Origin of the sequence: Nonomuraea sp. NPDC005692, from assembly GCF_040631115.1 — a bacterium.
Taxonomy (GTDB): domain Bacteria; phylum Actinomycetota; class Actinomycetes; order Streptosporangiales; family Streptosporangiaceae; genus Nonomuraea.
The window spans coordinates 231,976-250,029 of record NZ_JBEXYU010000005.1; the positions used below are offsets into that span (position 1 = coordinate 231,976).

The window sequence follows — 18,054 nt, forward strand, 5'->3', positions numbered from 1 at the left end:
GTGCGGATCGCGATCGTCGGCCCGACCCATCCGTACAAGGGTGGCGGGGCGCAGCACACCACCGAGCTGGCGCATCGGCTGGCGGCCCAGGGCCACGACGTGGTGATCGAGTCGTGGCGGGCCCAGTACCCGTCGTTCCTCTACCCCGGGCAGCAGACGATCTCCGAGCCCGAGGGCACGCCGTACCCGCGGACCGCGCGGCGGCTCGACTGGCGGCGGCCCGACGGGTGGTTCGCGGCGGGGCGCCGGTTGCGCACGGCCGACCTGGTGGTGCTGGCGGTGCTGAGCTCCGTGCAGGTTCCTCCGTACCTGGGGATCCTGTCCGGGATCGGGCGGAAGGCCCGGACGGTCGCGCTCTGCCACAACGTGCTGCCGCACGAGCGCAAGCCGTACGACCAGCCGCTGATGAAGGCGCTGCTGCGGCGGGTCGACGGCGTGCTGGCCCACTCCGAGCAGCAGGCCGAGCTGGCCAGGGGGCTCGCGCCGGGCAAGCCGGTCGGGGTGGCGGGGCTGCCGCCGCACCTGCCGTCCACGTCGGCCGAGAAGTCCGGCGGGGTGCGCCGGCGGTTGTTGTTCTTCGGGATGGTACGCCCGTACAAGGGGCTCGACCTGCTGCTGCGGGCGCTGCCCGAGGGGATCTCGCTGACCGTGGCGGGCGAGTTCTGGGGCGGCCTCGACGGGACGAAGGCGCTGATCGACGAGCTGGGCCTGGCCGGCCGGGTGGAGCTGCGGCCCGGGTACGTCCCCGCCGCCGACGTGCCGAAGCTGTTCGCCGCCGCCGACGCGCTGGTGCTGCCGTACCGGAGCGCCACCGCCAGCCAGAACGTCTGGCTCGGCCACGAGCACGGCGTGCCGGTGATCGCCACCCGGGTGGGCGCGCTGGCCGACCACGTGACCGACGGCGTCGACGGCCTGCTGGTCGAGCCGGGCGACGCCGGGGCGCTGCGCGCGGCGATCGAGCGCTTCTACGCCTCGGGCGAGCCGGAGAGGTTGCGGTCGGGGGTCAAGGCGGTCGATCCCGAGCCGTTCTGGGCGGCGTACGCCGGCACGCTGCTCGGCATCTGACGGGCGAGCACGAACGCCACCCCCGCGGCGACGGCGTCGGCCAGCGTGAACGCCAGCCGCGACACGATCGCCACCGCGATGGCCGGAGCGGTGCCGATGACCGGCCCGAGCACCAGCACGAGCGCGCCCTCCCGCACGCCCACCCCGGCGGGCACCACGAAGGCCAGGATGCCGGTGCACCAGGCGAACGCGTACGCGCCGGTCGCCACCAGGTAGAGGTCGGGGCGGCCGGACAGCAGCCAGGTGTGCAGGCCGTAGACGCACCAGCCGAGCGCGGTCCAGGCGACCGCGACGACGACCGTGCGGCCGGGCAGCACGCTCTCCAGCGGCTCCTTGCGGGCGATGCGCAGCGCCAGGTTGAGCCCCCAGGTGAGCACCTTGGGATGCAGGCACACGATGATCACCGGGACGAGCAGCACCACGTACCAGGCCCGGCGGACCGCCTCGTGAGAGCTCAGCGTGGCGGCGGCGATCGAGATGCCGACGCCGAGGTTGACCACCAGCCCGAGCGAGATCGTGGCGAACGTGCGCCGCGGCGGGCTCCCGTGATCGCGCCCGAGGTCCATCATGGCCGCGTACGCCCACACCGCGCCCGGGATGTACTTGCCGAGCTGGCCCACGAACATGATCCGTCCGGCCACCCGCAGCGGCAGCCGGGTGCCGAGCCCCGCCATGATCTGCCGCCAGGCCACCAGCATGCAGACCTGCCCGGCCAGCACCGCCCCGAACGACCCGAGCACCGCCCACGGCGACAGTCTGGCCAGGGCCTGCGTGGTGTCGTGCCAGTTCCGCGCCAGGCCGTAGCCGAGGAAGGCGAGGGCGACCAGCGCGAGCAGGACGCGCAGCAGGCGGCGCAACATCAGCCCAGGCTACGCGGGAGCCCGGGGGAGAGCCAGCATGTGGGCCAGGTCAGCCTGCCGAGGCCCGCGGCGCGGGTACTGTTGGGCGACGTGGGCAAGCAACGGGTCGCGCAGCTCGAGTACTCCGAATTCCAGTCGGCCATGCTCGACGAGGACAAACGCCGCCGCAAGGCCGCGAAGATCATCGCCGTGCTGGAGCACTTCCAGGGGCCGCTCGGCGGGCTGACCGTGGGCGACGTCGGCTGCTCGGCCGGGTTCATCGCCGACGAGCTGGCCCAGGCCGGGGCCAAGCACACGCTGGGCATCGACATCGACGTGCCGGGGCTGCGCAAGGCCGCCGACCGGTTCGGCGAGCGGGTGGCGTTCGTCTGCGGCGACGGCACGGCGCTGCCCTTCCCCGACGGGTCGATCGACGTGCTGGTGTTCAACCACATCTACGAGCACGTGGTCGACCCCGACGCCGTGGTGGCCGAGATGCACCGCGTGCTGTCCGACACCGGGGTGCTCTACCTCGGGCTCGGCAACCGGCTCGGGGTCGTCGAGCCCCACTACAAGCTGCCGTTCCTGTCGTACCTGCCGCCCGCGCTGGCCGACCGTTACGTGCGCGCGTCCGGCCGCGCCGACCACTACTACGAGCGGTTCAGGACCCGGCGGGGGCTGCGCCGGATGTTGCGCGCCTTCCACGTGTGGGACTACACGTTCCCGGTGCTGGCCACGCCGACCACGTTCGCCGGGTCGGAGCTGTTCCCCGGCCTGCCGGGCCGGCTGGTCAAGGCGGTGCTGGCCCGCGCGCCGCGCGAGGTGCTGCGGCTGCTGCTGCCCGTCGTGCCGACGTACCTGTGGGTGGCCACCAAGACCCCGCGCAGGCCCACCGGGCCGGCGCTGCCGCAGCCGCCCGAGCGGGTCCTGCCGCTGTGAGCCTCGTGGACGAGACCGGCGCGAGCGCGATCCCCAAGCGGTCGCTGCCGCGCCGGCTGCTGCGTTTCGGCTTCCTCGCCGTCGCGCTCGCCTTCGGCGCGTGGGCGGTGGCCAGGCAGTGGGACGCCGTGGTGGCCGGGTTCGCCCGGCTGTCGTGGCCGGCGCTGGCCGGGTCGCTCGTCGCCGTGGTCGCCGCGCTGCTCGGGGCCATGCTCACCTGGCGCACGCTGCTGGCCGACCTGGGTTCGCCGCTGCCGCTGCGGCCGGCCGCCAAGGTGTTCTTCGTCGGTCAGCTCGGCAAGTACATCCCCGGCGCGGTCTGGCCGGTGCTCGCCCAGATGGAGATGGGCCGCGACCTCGGCGTGCCGCGTCCGCGCAGCGCCGCGGCGTTCTTCCTGATGATGCCCGTCCAGATCGCCAGCGGTCTGCTCGTCACGCTGGTCACGCTCGGCTGGCACCGGTTCGGCTGGGTGCTGCTGTTCATCCCGCTGCTGCTGGTGCTGCTGGAGCCCAAGGTCGTCAACGGCGTGATCGGCTTCGGCCTGCGCAAGCTCAAGCGCGAGCCCCTGGAGCGTCCGCTCACCCGCCGCGGCATGCTCACCGCGCTCGGCTGGGCGCTGGCCGGCTGGACGGCCTACGGCGTGCACTTCTACTTCGTCGCGCCGCAGGGCGGCCTGCTGTTCGCCGTCGGCGCGTTCGCCCTGTCGTGGTGCCTGGGCATCGTGACCTTCGTCGTGCCGGCCGGTGCCGGGGTGCGCGAGCTGGCGATGGTGGCGGTGCTCGCCCCCGTGCTCGACAGCGGCGCGGCCATCGCGGTGGCCCTCTGCTCCCGCATCGTCATCATCATGGGGGACCTGATCTGCGCAGGTATGGCGGGAATTGCCGCACGTCGCGACTCGGTGTGATTTGGCCCACGATTTGGGGGAGGGTGGTCATAAGCTGAATCAAAGAGGGGGGACTTGCCAGGTCCCACGTCGATCTTGAGGGGAGAAGATCCACGTAATGCCTCGAGTGCTCGTCGATGCCGCCGCGGTCCCCGCCGACCGTGGTGCGTTGATCCGGTACGTGGACGGGCTCGTGGCCGCGCTCCACCAGGCAGGGACCGATCTGGTCGTGGTCTGCCAGCGTGCGGAAGCGGAAAGGTACCAGCGGCTGGCGCCTTCGGCCCGTGTCGTCCCCGGCCCCGTCGCCATCACCAACAGGGCCGCCCGGCTCGCCTGGGAGCAGACCGGCGTGCCGCTGCTCGCCCGCCAGACGGGGGCCGAGGCCATCCACGCCCCCTACTACTCCATGCCGCTGCGCTCCGGCCTGCCGACCGTCGTGACGGTGCACGACGTGACCTGGTTCACCGAGCCCGAGCAGCACAGCCCGGCCAGGGCGGCGTTCTTCCGCTCGGCCACGCGTACCGCCGTCCGGCACGCCCGGCGCGTCATCGTGCCGTCCAAGGCGACGAGGGACGAGCTGGTCCGCGTGTTGTCGGCCGACCCCACCCGCATCGACGTCGCCTACCACGGTGTCGACCTCGCCCAGTTCCACCCGCCGAGCGAGGACGAGGTCCGCCGGGCGGCCATCAGGTGCGGGCTGCGCGGCCAGCCGTACGTGGCCTTCCTCGGCAACCTCGACCCCCGCAAGAACGTGCCCAACCTGATCCGCGGCTTCGCCGCCGCCGTCAAGCGGCTGGAGACGCCGCCCGCGCTGGTGCTCGGCGGCGGCGTGCACGAGGACGACGTCGACGCGGCCTGCCGTGAGGTCGAGGCCACCGTCCGGGTGATCAGGCCGGGATACCTGCGCGCGCCCGATCTGCCGGGGTTCCTGGGCGGGGCGCTCGTCGTGGCGTTCCCCTCGCGGGGCGAGGGCTTCGGCATGCCGGTGCTGGAGGCCATGGCCTGCGGCGCGGCGGTCCTCACCAGCCACCGCACCTCGCTGCCCGAGGTGGGCGGCGACGCCGTCGCCTACACTGAGCCGGACGCGGACAGCATCGCCGACGCCCTGGGCGAGCTGCTTGCCTCCTCCGATCGGAGGCGGCAGTTGCAGGAGGCCGGGCGGGCGCGGGCTCGCGAATTCACCTGGGAGGCCTCGGCGGAGGCGCATCTCAACTCTTATCAACGCGCAATCGAATAGTTCGCTACTCTCACGGAGTGATGGAGAGCTCTTTGCCAGACCTCGAGGCGATCCTCCTGGTCGGGGGGCAGGGCACACGCCTGCGTCCGCTGACACTGGGCACGCCCAAGCCGCTGCTGCCGACCGCCGGAGTGCCGTTCCTGGCCCACCAACTCGCCCGTGCCCGGTCCTTCGGTGTACGCCGGATCGTGTTCGCGACCTCGTACAAGGCGGCGATGTTCGAGCCCGCCTTCGGTGACGGGTCGGCACTCGGGCTCTCCCTCGAATACATGACCGAGGAGACGCCGCTCGGCACCGGCGGGGCCATCCGCAACGCCGCCGAGGCGCTCACCTGCGGGCCCTCCGACCCGGTGCTCATCCTCAACGGCGACATCCTGTCCGGCCACGACATCGGCGACCAGGTGCGCACCCACTGCGAGCGCGGCGCCGCCGTAACGCTCCACCTGACGGAGGTGGACGACCCGACGCGGTTCGGCTGCGTGCCGACCGACGAGTCCGGACGGGTGACCGCGTTCCTGGAGAAGACCCCCAACCCGGTCACCAACCGCATCAACGCCGGCTGCTACGTCTTCACCCGCTCGGTGATCGACTCGATCCCGCGCGGCGAGGTGGTCTCCGTGGAGCGCGAGACGTTCCCCGGGCTGATCGACTCCGGTGAGCTGGTGCTGGGCTATGCCGACCGCACGTACTGGCTCGACGTGGGCACTCCGGCCGCGTTCGTGAAGGGCTCGCGCGACCTGGTGCTCGGGCGGCTCGCCTCGCCGGCGCTGCCCGGCCCGCAGGGCGAGCACCTCGCCCTCGACGGGGCGAAGATCTCGGCCGAGGCCAAGGTCCAGGGCGGCACCACCGTCGGCGCGCGGGCCGTCGTCGAGGCGGGCGCGTCCGTGGTGGGCTCGGTGTTGTGCGACGACAGCGTCATCGAGGCCGGCGCCACGGTGAACGACTCGGTCGTGGGCAAGGGCGCCCGGATCTGCGCCGGCACGGTCGTGCGCGACGCGGTGATCGGTGACGGCGCGGTGGTCGGGCCGGGCAACGAGCTGCAGGGCGGGGTGCGCGTCTGGCCGGGCATCGAGCTGCCCGAGCGCGCGGTCCGCTACTCCAGCGACGTGTGACCCGCCCGCCGGTGCCGCGCGGGTGAGCGACCACCCGCCGCCGCGCGGCAGACTGGACGGGTGATGGAACGCAGGTGGGAGCCCGACGGGCCGCTCGACGTGGAGCTGGCCCTCGGCCCCCACCGGCGCGGCACCGGCGATCCCGCCTGGCGCCGCACCCCCGACGGCTCGATCTGGCGCGCCTGCCGCACCCCCGACGGCCCGAGCACGCTGCGGGTGACCGTGACCCCCGCGGCCGTGCGGGCCCAGGCGTGGGGGCCGGGCGCCGGCTGGTCGCTGGAGACCCTGCCCGCCCTGCTCGGCGCGCTCGACGACGTCTCCGGCTTCCGCGTCCGGCACGACGTGCTGGTGGACGTGGCGCGCAAGCACGCGGGGCTGCGCATCGGGCGTACCGGGCGGGTCATGGAGGCGCTGGTGCCCGCCGTGCTGGAGCAGAAGGTCGTCGGCCGGGAGGCGTGGCGGGCCTGGCGCTACCTGCTGCGCCACTACGGCGAGCCCGCCCCCGGCCCCGCCCCCGACGGCATGCGGGTGCCGCCCGAACCGGTCGTGTGGCGGCAGATCCCGAGCTGGCACTGGCACCGGGCGGGCGCGGAGGCCGTCCGGGCCCGGACGATCGCCAACGCCGCCTGGCACGCCGCCAAGCTGGAGGCCGCGGCCACCACGGAGGAGCTCGACCGGCTGTTGCGGGCCCTGCCCGGCATCGGCGTGTGGACGTCGGCCGAGGTGCGCCAGCGGGCCTTCGGCGACGCCGACGCGGTGAGCGTGGGGGACTTCCACCTGGCCAAGCTGGTCGGCTACGCGCTGACCGGGGAGAAGACCGACGACCAGGGGATGATGCGGCTGCTGGAGCCGTACCGGGGGCATCGGCACCGGGCGGCGGTGCTCGTCTGGCTCAGCGGTCTGCGCCCGCCCGCGCGGGGGCCGCGGATGGCCGCGCGCGACTACCGGTCCTTCTGACATCCAGCCCTGAGTGCGCGTCACGAACTCAGGGGTGCGTACTGTGCCTCTATGAGTCTTGTCAGTGATTCCGCGCTTCGCCGTGCCCTCGCCCGTGCCCGTGACGGCAAGGCGCTCGACCTCACCGAGGCCGTCGTGCTGCTGCACGCGCGCGGCGAGCAGCTCGACGCGCTGCTCGACCACGCCTCCCGCGTGCGCGACGCCGGGCTGAAGGCCGCCGGCAGGGAAGGGGTGATCACCTACAGCAGGAAGGTGTTCATCCCGCTGACCAGGTTGTGCCGGGACCGTTGCGGCTACTGCACGTTCGCGACCGCGCCGCACAAGCTGGAGTCGGCCTTCCTGAGCCCGGACGAGGTGCTGGAGATCGCCCGGCAGGGCGCGGCGATGGGCTGCAAGGAGGCGCTGTTCACGCTGGGGGACCGGCCGGAGGAGCGCTGGCACCAGGCCCGCGAGTGGCTGGACGCGCACGGCTATGACGACACGTTGTCCTACGTACGAGCCATGGCGATCCTGGTGTTGGAGGAGACCGGGCTGTTGCCGCACCTCAACCCCGGTGTGCTGAGCTGGCGTGACCTGCAGCGGCTCAAGCCGGTCGCGCCGTCGATGGGCATGATGCTGGAGACCACCTCGCGGCGGCTGTTCGAGGAGAAGGGACAGCCGCACTACGGCTCCCCGGACAAGGACCCGGCGGTACGGCTGCGCGTGCTGGAGGACGCCGGCCGCAGCAACGTGCCGTTCACGACCGGGATCCTCATCGGCATCGGTGAGACCGTCGAGGACCGGGCCGAGTCGATCTTCGCCATCCGGAAGGTCGCCCGCGAGTACGGCGGCATCCAGGAGGTCATCGTCCAGAACTTCCGCGCCAAGCCGGACACGGCCATGCGCGGCCTGCCGGACGCCGACCTGCGCGAGTTGGCGGCCACGATCGCCGTCGCGCGGCTGGTCCTCGGCCCCCGCGTACGCCTCCAGGCCCCGCCCAACCTGGTCGACTCCGAGTACGCGCTCATGATCCGGGCCGGCATCGACGACTGGGGCGGCGTCTCGCCGCTGACCCCCGACCACGTGAACCCGGAACGCCCCTGGCCGCAGATCGACGACCTGGCGGCGCGTACCGCCGAATCCGGCTTCGACCTGCGGGAACGCCTGACGATCTACCCCGAGTACGTGCGGGCCGGCGAGCCGTGGCTGGACCCGCGGCTGTTCGCGCACGTCGAGGCCCTGGCCGACCCCGGCACCGGGCTCGCCCGCGAGGACGCCGTGCCGCAGGGCCGTCCCTGGCAGGAGCCCGACGGCGGGTTCGCCGCCGCCGGCCGGGTGGACCTGCACGTCGAGGTGGACACCACCGGCCGGGTGAACGACCGGCGCGACGACTTCGACCACGTGTACGGCGACTGGACGGCCCTGCGCGACCGCCTCGGCCCGATCGCCGCCTCGACGCCGAGCGACGTGCGGCAGGCGCTCAGGCGGGCCGAGGCCGACCCCGCCGGGCTGACCGACGCCGAGGCCGTCGCGCTGCTGGGCGCGGAGGGCGGAGCGCTGGACGAGCTGGCGGCCATCGCCGACGCGTTGCGCGCGCAGGCCGTCGGCGACGAGGTCACCTACGTCGTCAACCGGAACATCAACTTCACCAACGTCTGCTACACCGGCTGCCGCTTCTGCGCCTTCGCCCAGCGCAGGACCGATGCCGACGCGTACACGCTGAGCCTGGACCAGGTGGCCGACCGGGCCGAGGAGGCGTGGGCGGCGGGCGCGACCGAGGTGTGCATGCAGGGCGGCATCCATCCCGACCTGCCGGGGACCGCGTACTTCGACATCGCCAGGGCGGTCAAGGCCAGGACGCCCGGCATGCACGTGCACGCGTTCTCCCCGATGGAGGTCATCAACGGAGCCTCCCGGACGAACCTGTCTATACGCGACTGGCTGGAGGCCGCCAAGGAGGCCGGGGTGGACTCGCTGCCCGGCACGGCGGCCGAGATCCTCGACGACGACGTGCGCTGGGTGCTGACCAAGGGCAAGCTGCCGGCCAAGGAGTGGATCGAGGTCATCACCACGGCCCACGAGGTCGGCATCCCGACGACGTCCACGATGATGTACGGCCACGTGGACCACCACCTGCACTGGGTCAGGCACATCAAGCTGATCAGGCGGCTGCAGGAGCAGACCGGCGGGTTCTCGGAGTTCGTGCTGCTGCCGTTCGTGCACACCAGCGCCCCGATCTACCTGGCCGGCATCGCCCGGCCCGGCCCCACTGCCCAGGAGAACCGCGCGGTGCACGCCCTGGCCAGGATCCTGCTGCACGGCGCGATCCCCAACATCCAGTGCTCGTGGGTCAAGCTCCAGGACGACCTGTGCCGCCAGGTGCTCGGGGGCGGCGTGAACGACCTCGGCGGCACCCTCATGGAGGAGACGATCAGCCGGATGGCGGGCTCGGAGAACGGCTCGTACAAGACGATCAGCGAGCTGCGCGAGATGGTCGAGGTCACCGGCAGGCCGGTACGCCAGCGCACCACCGAGTACGGCAGCCCCACGGCCGAACGGCTGGCCGCCGCGCAGGCCAGCGACGGGGTGTGCCAGAGCGTGAGAAGAATCTTGCCGATGGCGTAGTTATAACAAGTTCTAACAAGGGTTGCGCCCGGTATGGGAGGCACTGGAAGAATCATCACTCCACTGGAGAGAGGTTCATCGTGCGGTTGGGTCGACACCGTGCCGCGCTGCCTCCCGTGCAGCGACGCAGGAAGGCGCTCCAACGTGGCATGCTGGCCGGCCTCGCCGCCGTGGCCGTCGCCGCCGGCAGCCTGTACGTGGTGCTCGGCGGCGGTCCCGCCCTGTGCGTGTCACGAGAGCCTGTTCTGGTCAGCGTGGCCGCCGCCGTGGACGTGGCGCCGGCGGTCATGGAGGCCGCCGGGCGCTTCAACGAGACCAAGGCGTCGGTCGGCGGGCGGTGCGTGCTGGTCCAGGTGACCGAGCAGCCGTCGGCCACCGTGCTGCGCACGCTGATCGGCGACCGGGCCGGCGTGCTGCGCGAACGCCCCGACGGCTGGATCGCCGACTCCTCGGCCTGGATCAGGCTGGCCCGCAGTCAGGGCGCGAGCTCGCTGCCCGCGGGGGAGACCGTGGTGGCCACCTCGCCGCTGGTGTTCGCCACGCGGTCGTCGCTGGCCCGGCGCTTCTCGGTCGGCGGGACCGAGATGAACTGGCGGATGGTCTTCCCGCCGACCGTGCGCGGGCGGCTGACGCCCAACTCCGGCGAGCCGGATGTCGTACGGGTGCCCGACCCGTCGCTGGTGGGCGCGGGGATCGCGACCGTGGCCGCGGCCAGGGACGTCGTGGGCACCGGGCCGGCCGCCGACAAGGCGCTGACCGCGTTCGTCAGGTGGGCGCAGGCCGGGTCGGCGCCCGACTACCGCAGCATGCTCGACGCCGTGGACGACCGCGGGTTCTGGCAGCGGCCGGTGGTCATCGTCCCCGAGCAGTCGGTGTGGAACCACAACCGGGTGCCCTCGCCCGACCCGGTCGTGGCGCTGCACCCGCGCGAGGGCACCATCGACCTCGACTATCCCTACGTCGTCACGGCGGCCGATCCCGACGTCGCGGAGGCGTCCACCGCCTTCGCCGACTGGCTGAAGGGCGGCCAGGCCCAGGAGATCGTCCGGCGGGCCGGCTTCAGGTCGGGCGACGGCCGGCTGGGGCCGCTCTCGCCGGGGCCGCAGCTCCCGTCGGAGGCACCGAAGACCAGGCCGTCGGTGTCGCAGCAGGACATCGACGAGGCGCTCCGCGCCTGGAGCAGGCTGGCGCCGCCGACCAACATCCTCGTGCTGGCCGACACCTCGAAGCACATGGCCGAGCCGCTGAACGGCAGCACCAAGGTGCGCATCGCGCTGGCCGCGGCCAAGATCGGGCTGCAGCTCTTCCCGAACTCCACGCACATGGGCATGTGGGAGTTCGCCGACAAGGTGGGGAACGTCAGGAGCTACCGGCAGCGGGTCGGCCTCGGCCCGATCAGCGAGCCGGAGTCGGGCCAGGTGCTGCGGCGCAGCGTCCTCGACGAGCTGACCAGCACGATCGCCCCCCACCCCGACCTGGACAGCTCGCTCTACGACGCGATACTGGCCGGGTTCCGCAGGATGAGCGGTGACTACCGCGACGACATGAACAACACGCTGCTGGTGATCAGCGCCGGCAAGGACGACGGCAAGGGCGTCAAACTCCCGCGGCTTCTCGAGGCCCTGCGCAACGAGTGGGACCCGGACAAGCCCGTTCAGATCGTCATCATCGCGTTCGGCAAGGACGTGGACCGCGGCAGCCTGTCGCAGATCGCGGCGGCCACGAACGGCTCGCTGCACGTGGCGCAGGAGCCTGGGGAGATCATCGATGTCTTCCTCGGCGCGCTGGCCCGCAGGCTCTGCCATCCCACCTGCAAGCCGGCCGCCTGAGGGGATGCCGGTCGCCCGGCACCCCCTCCGGCCTACATCTGGTGCACGGTGGCGTTCTCGTCACGGTGGTGGAAGCGGGACACGAGCTTGTCCAGCGACCACGCGCCGCTGCCGAGCAGCGCCAGCATCAGGAACGACCACGAGAACATGGCCGCGGTCTCGCCCCCGTTCTGCAACGGGAACAGGCCCTTGGGCAGGTGGACGGTGAAGTAGGCGTAGGCCATCGTGCCCGAGCAGAGCAGGGCGGCGACGCGGGTGGCGAGCCCGATGAGGACGAGGCCGCCCGCGCCGAGCTCGATCACCCCCGCCCACCAGTCGGGCCATTGGCCTACGGACGGGGTCGTTCCGCCGTACGGGCCGCCGAGTACGCCGAACAGAGTGGCGGCCCCGTGGCAGGCGAACAGCAGGCCCACCACGATGCGGAACAGCGACAGCGCGGCGTCACGAAGCTTGGTCATCGGCCGGTCCAGACCGTCAGACCCGCTGCCAGAGCGCCGGGACGTTCGGCGGCTCCCAGCCCGCGATGGCCGTGTGGGGCTGCAGGCACCGGTAGGAGACGCCGTTGTAGGTGACCGTGCTGCCCGTGGTGTAGGCCGTGCCGGCCTTCCAGGTGCCCGAGGCCGTCGTGGTGGGCGTCGGGGTCGGGGTGGGCGTGGGGGTCACGGTCGGGGTCGGGGTGGGGGTCGGCTGGCCGCCCCCGCCGATCTGCAGGTCGATGCAGGAGTAGAAGGCGTTGGAGGTGTCGGAGATGTTCCAGATCGCCAGGACCTTCTGGCGGCCGGAGTAGCCGGAGAGGTTGACGGTGTGGGAGATCGTCGACGGCGGCTGCTGGCCGTTGCCGTTGAAGACCGCGACCCGGTTTCCGCCGATGTAGTACTCGTAGTTGAGCGTGGCGTGCCTGGCGGTGAACGTCCAGGTGAAGGTCACCGAGTTGCCCACGGAGGTGGCCGGCCACGGCTTGCTCTCGTCGGCGAGCTGGGCGAACTGGCCAAGGTTGGCGTTGCAGCTGCGCAGGCCCTTCGGGCCCTCCACGCTCTGTGGCTCGTAGACGATCTGGCCGCAGCCCGACACCTTGCCCTGGGCGCAGAACGCCTGCCTGCTGGGCGGCGAGTTCACATAACCGTGGGCGAACGCGGGAGAGGTGTTGAACACCGCCGTGGCGATGGTGATCACCGCCACGGCGACTAACGTGAGAGTCCTTCGCATTGAAGTGGCTCCTTTACATGGGGGGATAGTCCAAATGTAAAGGAAAGTTTCCTAACGGTAAACGGTTGGCTTACCAGATTTCCAGACTCTCGTCAGAGGCTCAGCGCGTCACGATGAAATCGCGCGGGTCACGGGGGGCGCGGTCGCGCGGCGGCGCGGCGGCGTGCCCGATCGCCACGCAACCCATCGGATCCCACGACTCGGGCAGGTCGAGCACCTGCCTGACCACCGGCCGGCAGAACATCGTGGACGACACCCACGCCGAGCCCAGCCCCTCGACCGCGAGCTGGATCAGGAAGTTCTCCACGCCGGCGCCCGTCGCCACGACGAACATCTCCCGCTCGGAGGCGTTGCGCCGATCGTCGCGGTAGGTGTGCGAGCCCTCCATCACCAGGCACGGCACGACCAGGTAGGGGGCGTTGCGCAGGACGTCGCCGCGCTTGATCCGCTTGGCGATCGACTGCTCGGTGAACCCGTCGCCGCGCAGGTCCGCGATCCACGCCTCGCGCATGGCGTCGAGCAGCTCGATGCGGGTCTGCGCCGACTCGACCAGCACGAACCGCCACGGGGTCGTGTGGTGCGGCGCCGGCGCCGCGATGCCCGCGGCCACCGCCCTGCGCACCGCCTCGCCGTCGACCGGCCGGTCGGAGAACTCCCTGATCGTACGGCGGGCGAACACGACGTCGCGGGAGCCGAAGCGGAACATGTCCTCGTCGGCCGGGCGGACGAGCGGCCTGACGCCCGGCCCGTCGTCGTCGGTCACCAGATGGCCGAGCCCGCGCACGATCGCCGCCGGTACGCCGCCGAGCTTGCCCTTGACCAGCTCGGCCGCGCTCGCGATCTCGTCGGCCAGCGCGGTGACGGTGGCGCCGAGCGCGTTGCCGTAGGAGTCGGAGGAGCCGCGGAAGTCGTCGAGCGGGCGCACCCCTGCGGCGCCGATCGCCACGTCGGTCAGCCCGTTGCGCCACGGACGCCCGAACGTGTCGGAGACGATCACCCCCACCCGCGCGCCCAGCCCGGCCCTGATCCGCGCCGCGGAGGCGTCGGAGTCCTCGGGCAGCAGCAGGACGGTGCCCGGCTCGGTGTTGGAGGCGTCGACCCCGGCCGCGGCCATGACGAAGCCGTGGCGGGTCTGGACGATCACCGTGTCGCCGCGCCTGGCGACGACCCGCTCGGTCTCCTCCTCGATCGCGCTCGCGCGGTCGGGCGCCTGACGGACGCGGCCCTCGGCCTTGCTGACGATCTTCGAGGTGACCACCACGATGTCGCCGTCGCGCAGGTCGGCGTCCTTGAGCAGGGCGGCCAGGTCGTCGCCCGGCCGGACCTCGCCGATGCCGGTGACGGCGATGACCTCGACCCGTCGCGTGCTCATCGGGCCAGCTCCAGCGCCAGGTCGAGCGCCGTGCGGGCGATGTCGGCCGTCGTCTCGGCGTCGTGCATGAGGATCGGACGGGACACCACGCGCACGCCGTCGAGCGCCACCCCGGAGTCCTCCTCGGCCACCAGCCAGCCGTCGACCAGGCCGGAGCCGTAGAGGTCGAGCACGGCCTGGGCCGTGGTCTCCACCCCGATGGCCGTCAGGCAGGCGTCGGCCATGCCGCGCACGGGCGCGCCGCCGATGATGGGGGAGACGCCGACCACGGTCTTGGCCGCGACCGCCTCGCGGATGCCGGGGACCTGCAGGATCGTGCCGATGCTCACCACCGGGTTGGACGGCGGCAGAATCACCACGTCGGCCTGCTCGATCGCCTCCAGCACGCCCGGCGCGGGCTTGGCCGTCTCGACCCCCACCAGCGCGAACGACTCGGCCGGGACCGAGGCGCGCAGGCGCACCCACCACTCCTGGAAGTGCACGGCCCGCTTGCCGCGCTCGTCGGAGATCACCACGTGCGTCTCGCAGCGGTCGTCGGTCATCGGCAGCAGCCGCACGCCCGGCTGCCAGCGCACGCACAGGGCCTCGGTGATCTGCGAGAGCGGATAACCCGCCTCCAGCATCTGCGAGCGGACGATGTGGGTGGCGAAGTCGCGGTCGCCGAGCCCGAACCACTGCGGCTCGACCCCGTAGGCGGCCAGCTCCTCCTTGACGACGTGGGACTCCTTGGCCCGGCCCCAGCCCTGCTCCTCGTCGATGCCGCCGCCCAGGGTGTACATGACGGTGTCGAGGTCGGGACAGACGCGCAGGCCGAACAGGGTGATGTCGTCGCCCGTGTTGCCGATGACGGTGATCGAGGCGTCGGGTGCGGTGGCGCGCAGGCCGCGCAGGAAACGGGCGCCGCCGATGCCGCCGGCGAGTGACACGATGTGCATGCGTCCCAGTCTTCCATCGGCGTCCGACATCCCCGTGGGGGGAGTGGTTCTGCCCCACTTCGGAGCAACAAAGTTCCAGGTATAGGGGTAAATGGGATGGAAGAGGTTCTTGGGACACCCGCCGCGAAAGTCGGCAATGTGGCAAACTCCCTTCGGGCCAAAGGGTCCGATGGGGGTTACTCATGAGCAAAGTCAATGCCGCCCGACTACGGGAGCCGGCTGCCTGGATCATGCTCGTCACCGGGCTGGTGGACGTCGTCCTGACGATCGGCCACATCCTGATCGGCTCGGGCAGCCCGCTCGGCGGCGGGTTCGCCACCCGTGCCGCCGCGAACCTGCCGGGCCTGACCAGCCCGGTCGTGACCGCGCTGCTCGTGGGCGCCGTGCTGCTCGTCACCAGGACGGGCGAGCGCTCGTCCAAGGCCCGGCTCATCGCCTACGGCTCAGCCGCCGGCCTGCTGCTCGCCGCCGTGTTCGGCGCGCTGGCGCTGATCGTCGGGCTGTTCGCCGGAGGCGGCTTCCGCGGCGTGGTGGAGTACGTGCTCACCGGCGTCCCCACGCTCGCGCTCACCGCCGTCGGGCTGGTCTACCTGCTTCCCGAAGTCATGCCCGGCCGTTCCCCCATCCCCACCCTCGACGGGTACGGCCGTCCGACCACCCACTACGGCCAGCCCCAGCAGTTCGGCCAGCAGGACCAGCCCCAGTACGGCCGCCCCCAGCAGTTCGGCCAGCAGGACCAGCCCGCCTACGGCCAGTCCGACCAGCCGCCGCACGGCCGGCCCGACCCCTCCCCCCAGCCCGCGTACGCGCAGCCGCACGCCGCGCCGACCCCCTACGGCCAGCAGCCCGCGCTCGCCCAGCTCCCCCCGGGCCAGGACGCCCAGTCCGCGGCTCCCGACCCCCAGCCCGCCTCCTCCGGCTACGCCCCGCAACCGCCGTCGGGCCAGTTCCCCGCGGGCTCGGGCTACGCGCCCCAGCCCCCCTCGGGCCAGCAGTCCCCGGCCTACGCGCCCCAGCCCCCGTCCTCCGGCTACGAGCCCCAGCCGCCCTCTTCCGGCTACGAGCCTCAGCCCGCCTCCGCCGGGTACGCGCCCCAACCCCCGTCCGGCCAGCACGCCACCGTCACCTTCGGCCAGCAGGACCCGCAGGCCCCGTACGGCCAGCAGGACCCGCAGAATCCGTACGGCCAGCAGGACTCTCAGGCTTCCTTCGGGCAGCAGGACCAGCAGGCTCCCTATGGCCAGCAGGACCAGCAGGCCGCCTTCGGGCAGCAGCCGGGTTACGGCGGCGGACAGGCGCCGAGCCCCGGCGCGCAGCCCGGCACCGGCTACGGCCAGCAGCCGCCGAGCTACGGCGGCCACCCCGACCCCGCCACCCCTGGTTACGGCCAGCCCGAGCCGTCCACTCCCGGCTACGGCCAGCCCGCTCCCGCCTTCGGCCAGCCCGACCCCGCCGGCTACGGCCAGCCCGCGCCCTCCGCGCCCGGCTTCGGCCAGTCCGACGCCCCCGGCTACGGCCACCAGCAGGACACCCCCGTCCCGCACGCGGCCGAGGCGCACTCCCCCTACGCCCCCCAGACCTCCGACGCCCAGCCCGCCTACGGCCAGGGCCAGGTCCAGGGGCACGGCCAGCAGCCCGCCTACGGCCAGCCCGAGCAGCCGTCGTTCGGCCAGCCTTCGCACGGTCAGCAGCCCGACCAGTCGCCGTTCGGCCAGGGCTCTCACGGTCAGCAGCCCGACCCGGCACCGTTCGGCCAGCCTTCGCACGGCCAGCAGCCCGACCAGGCCCCCTTCGGCCAGCCTTCGCACGGTCAGCAGCCCGAGCAGTACCAGCAGCAGCCCTACCAGCCGGCCAGGGCCGCGCTTCCCGCCGCGTCCGCCGAGCAGCCCCCGCGCCAGCCCGAGTCGCCGTTCCCCCCGGCCCCCGAGCGCCCCTACGCCCAGACCGACCAGTCCTTCGGCCACGCCCAGGGACCGGCCGGTCAGCCGTTCGCGCAGCCGGACCCCGGCTTCCCGCCGCAGGGCTTCGGCCAGGACCAGGGGTACGCCCCGCCCGCCTACACCCCGTCCGAGACGCTCCCCGACTCCGGCTACCAGCCGCCGGCCGGCGAGTACACCCCCGCGCCGTACGTCCCGGCCGACAGTCAGCCCAGTGCGTACGGCCAGTCCGGCTACCCCACCCCCGAGAACCCGTACGCCCCGAGCAACAGCTCCCCGAGCGCCTTCGCCGACCAGGCGTACCCGAGCGGGGAGACCAGCCCGAGCGTCCCGTACCCGCAGGCGGAGCCGCAGCAGCCGTACCAGGACCGCCAGAACGCCTTCGACCAGCAGGGCGGCCAGCCGTTCACCGGCTACTCCGGCCACGAGTACGCCACCCCCGCCTTCCAGGAGCCGGACCCGCCCGTGGACCCGCGCTCCCAGCAGCTCCTGGACGCCTACCAGCAGGCCGAGACCTACCAGAGCTCGACGGCCCCCTCCGGCACCCAGCCCGACCTGCGGGTGCCCGACTACGCCGGCCAGCCGGCCAGGCCGTACGACGACCCGTTCGGCCACCCGCAGCAGGCCCAGCCGTACCAGCAGCAGCAGAACGCGTACGAACCCCAGCAGGGCCAGTACGAGCAGCCCCAGACCTACCGCCCCACCCACCAGGCCCCGGCCGGCTGGAGCGAGGCGCAGGGCGAGTCGACGATGCGGCTCGACCCCTCGCAGCTCGGGGACGCCCTGGGCGCCCAGAACCGCCCGGGTGACGACCCAATCGACCCAACGGCCATATACACGCCCAACGAGCCACGCAGGTAACGGACCGGCAAACGACGGCTAGAGAGAAGGTGGCCCAAAGGGCGGGCGTCTACCCCGCCCTGGTACGGTTCCGACCGCTGACAGCGTTGAACGAACCGGGTCGAAGCCTTGCTGTGCAGGGGGTCTCGGCCTGGTGCGAACACCACATGCCGAGCACACCGGGGCGAGAGTCGGTCTTTCCCCGGATACCGTCATGCCGCTTGACGTCACGTACGGCACGCGCGTGTAATTACAACCATGTTGTTACGCCTTCCCTTGGGTGGGTAGGAGGAAGGCG

Annotated in this window: 14 protein-coding genes; 9 read left to right on the forward strand and 5 right to left on the reverse strand. The window is 72.5% G+C overall.

Translation table 11 applies throughout. From position 1 onward, the window contains the following. A complete protein-coding gene (locus ABZ459_RS14150; protein WP_357970188.1) occupies positions 1-1,065 on the forward strand; it encodes a glycosyltransferase family 4 protein in 1,065 nt (354 codons plus the stop codon). On the opposite strand, the gene ABZ459_RS14155 is transcribed toward ABZ459_RS14150, so the two are convergent. Next, positions 966-1,925 carry a lysylphosphatidylglycerol synthase transmembrane domain-containing protein gene (locus ABZ459_RS14155; protein ID WP_357970191.1) on the reverse strand — a complete coding sequence of 320 codons (960 nt, stop codon included), beginning with the start codon at positions 1,923-1,925 and terminating at the stop codon, positions 966-968. The genes ABZ459_RS14150 and ABZ459_RS14155 overlap by 100 nt on opposite strands. 90 nt (positions 1,926-2,015) lie before the next feature. Here ABZ459_RS14155 and ABZ459_RS14160 point away from each other — a divergent pair, with 90 nt between their 5' ends. The 7 genes from ABZ459_RS14160 (at position 2,016) to ABZ459_RS14190 (ending at position 11,466) form a co-directional block, all read left to right on the forward strand. After that, a complete protein-coding gene (locus ABZ459_RS14160; RefSeq protein WP_357970194.1) occupies positions 2,016-2,843 on the forward strand; it encodes a class I SAM-dependent methyltransferase in 828 nt (275 codons plus the stop codon). Then, positions 2,840-3,748, forward strand: coding sequence for a lysylphosphatidylglycerol synthase domain-containing protein (locus ABZ459_RS14165; protein WP_357970196.1), 909 nt, complete (start codon positions 2,840-2,842; stop codon positions 3,746-3,748). The genes ABZ459_RS14160 and ABZ459_RS14165 overlap by 4 nt, the downstream gene beginning before the upstream one ends. Positions 3,749-3,845: 97 nt before the next feature. Beyond that, positions 3,846-4,964 (forward strand): glycosyltransferase family 1 protein, encoded by a 1,119-nt coding sequence (locus tag ABZ459_RS14170; protein WP_357970199.1) that lies wholly within the window; start codon positions 3,846-3,848, stop codon positions 4,962-4,964. A gap of 20 nt (positions 4,965-4,984) precedes the next feature. Next, positions 4,985-6,076: an NDP-sugar synthase gene (locus tag ABZ459_RS14175; RefSeq protein WP_357970202.1), complete on the forward strand. Its 1,092-nt coding sequence runs from the start codon at positions 4,985-4,987 to the stop codon at positions 6,074-6,076. 63 nt (positions 6,077-6,139) lie between these two features. Then, the gene (locus tag ABZ459_RS14180) at positions 6,140-7,033 is read left to right on the forward strand and encodes a DNA-3-methyladenine glycosylase 2 family protein (protein WP_357970669.1); all 894 of its coding nucleotides are present in this window, start codon (positions 6,140-6,142) and stop codon (positions 7,031-7,033) included. A gap of 51 nt (positions 7,034-7,084) precedes the next feature. Then, positions 7,085-9,637: a bifunctional FO biosynthesis protein CofGH gene (locus ABZ459_RS14185; protein WP_357970204.1), complete on the forward strand. Its 2,553-nt coding sequence runs from the start codon at positions 7,085-7,087 to the stop codon at positions 9,635-9,637. Positions 9,638-9,753: 116 nt separating this feature from the next. Continuing rightward, a complete protein-coding gene (locus tag ABZ459_RS14190) occupies positions 9,754-11,466 on the forward strand; it encodes a substrate-binding and VWA domain-containing protein (RefSeq protein ID WP_357970207.1) in 1,713 nt (570 codons plus the stop codon). A 32-nt stretch (positions 11,467-11,498) separates the two neighbouring features. Here ABZ459_RS14190 and ABZ459_RS14195 read toward each other — a convergent pair whose 3' ends face one another. The 4 genes from ABZ459_RS14195 to cofD form a co-directional block, all read right to left on the reverse strand. Next, a complete protein-coding gene (locus tag ABZ459_RS14195; RefSeq protein ID WP_357970209.1) occupies positions 11,499-11,924 on the reverse strand; it encodes a DoxX family protein in 426 nt (141 codons plus the stop codon). A 16-nt stretch (positions 11,925-11,940) separates the two neighbouring features. Further along, positions 11,941-12,672: a lytic polysaccharide monooxygenase gene (locus tag ABZ459_RS14200; protein WP_357970212.1), complete on the reverse strand. Its 732-nt coding sequence runs from the start codon at positions 12,670-12,672 to the stop codon at positions 11,941-11,943. 100 nt (positions 12,673-12,772) lie between these two features. Beyond that, positions 12,773-14,044, reverse strand: coding sequence for a coenzyme F420-0:L-glutamate ligase (locus tag ABZ459_RS14205; protein ID WP_357970214.1), 1,272 nt, complete (start codon positions 14,042-14,044; stop codon positions 12,773-12,775). Next, on the reverse strand, positions 14,041-14,979 hold the full coding sequence (gene cofD / locus ABZ459_RS14210; protein ID WP_357970217.1) for a 2-phospho-L-lactate transferase: 939 nt from the start codon (positions 14,977-14,979) through the stop codon (positions 14,041-14,043). Before cofD ends, ABZ459_RS14205 begins: the two co-directional genes overlap by 4 nt. Positions 14,980-15,161: 182 nt before the next feature. Between cofD and ABZ459_RS14215 the strand changes: the two genes are divergently transcribed. Then, positions 15,162-17,777 carry a hypothetical protein gene (locus ABZ459_RS14215; RefSeq protein WP_357970220.1) on the forward strand — a complete coding sequence of 872 codons (2,616 nt, stop codon included), beginning with the start codon at positions 15,162-15,164 and terminating at the stop codon, positions 17,775-17,777. Positions 17,778-18,054: the final 277 nt, after the last annotated feature.

What these genes read in the sequence shown, in the direction of transcription:
- ABZ459_RS14200 (WP_357970212.1), bottom strand. Translation starts at nt 12,672, where the DNA reads ATGCGAAGGACTCTCACGTTAGTCGCCGTGGCGGTGATCACCATCGCC.
- ABZ459_RS14185 (WP_357970204.1), top strand. Translation starts at nt 7,085, where the DNA reads ATGAGTCTTGTCAGTGATTCCGCGCTTCGCCGTGCCCTCGCCCGTGCC.
- ABZ459_RS14155 (WP_357970191.1), bottom strand. Translation starts at nt 1,925, where the DNA reads ATGTTGCGCCGCCTGCTGCGCGTCCTGCTCGCGCTGGTCGCCCTCGCC.
- ABZ459_RS14170 (WP_357970199.1), top strand. Translation starts at nt 3,846, where the DNA reads ATGCCTCGAGTGCTCGTCGATGCCGCCGCGGTCCCCGCCGACCGTGGT.
- ABZ459_RS14195 (WP_357970209.1), bottom strand. Translation starts at nt 11,924, where the DNA reads ATGACCAAGCTTCGTGACGCCGCGCTGTCGCTGTTCCGCATCGTGGTG.
- ABZ459_RS14180 (WP_357970669.1), top strand. Translation starts at nt 6,140, where the DNA reads ATGGAACGCAGGTGGGAGCCCGACGGGCCGCTCGACGTGGAGCTGGCC.
- cofD (WP_357970217.1), bottom strand. Translation starts at nt 14,979, where the DNA reads ATGCACATCGTGTCACTCGCCGGCGGCATCGGCGGCGCCCGTTTCCTG.
- ABZ459_RS14215 (WP_357970220.1), top strand. Translation starts at nt 15,162, where the DNA reads ATGAGCAAAGTCAATGCCGCCCGACTACGGGAGCCGGCTGCCTGGATC.
- ABZ459_RS14175 (WP_357970202.1), top strand. Translation starts at nt 4,985, where the DNA reads ATGGAGAGCTCTTTGCCAGACCTCGAGGCGATCCTCCTGGTCGGGGGG.
- ABZ459_RS14205 (WP_357970214.1), bottom strand. Translation starts at nt 14,044, where the DNA reads ATGAGCACGCGACGGGTCGAGGTCATCGCCGTCACCGGCATCGGCGAG.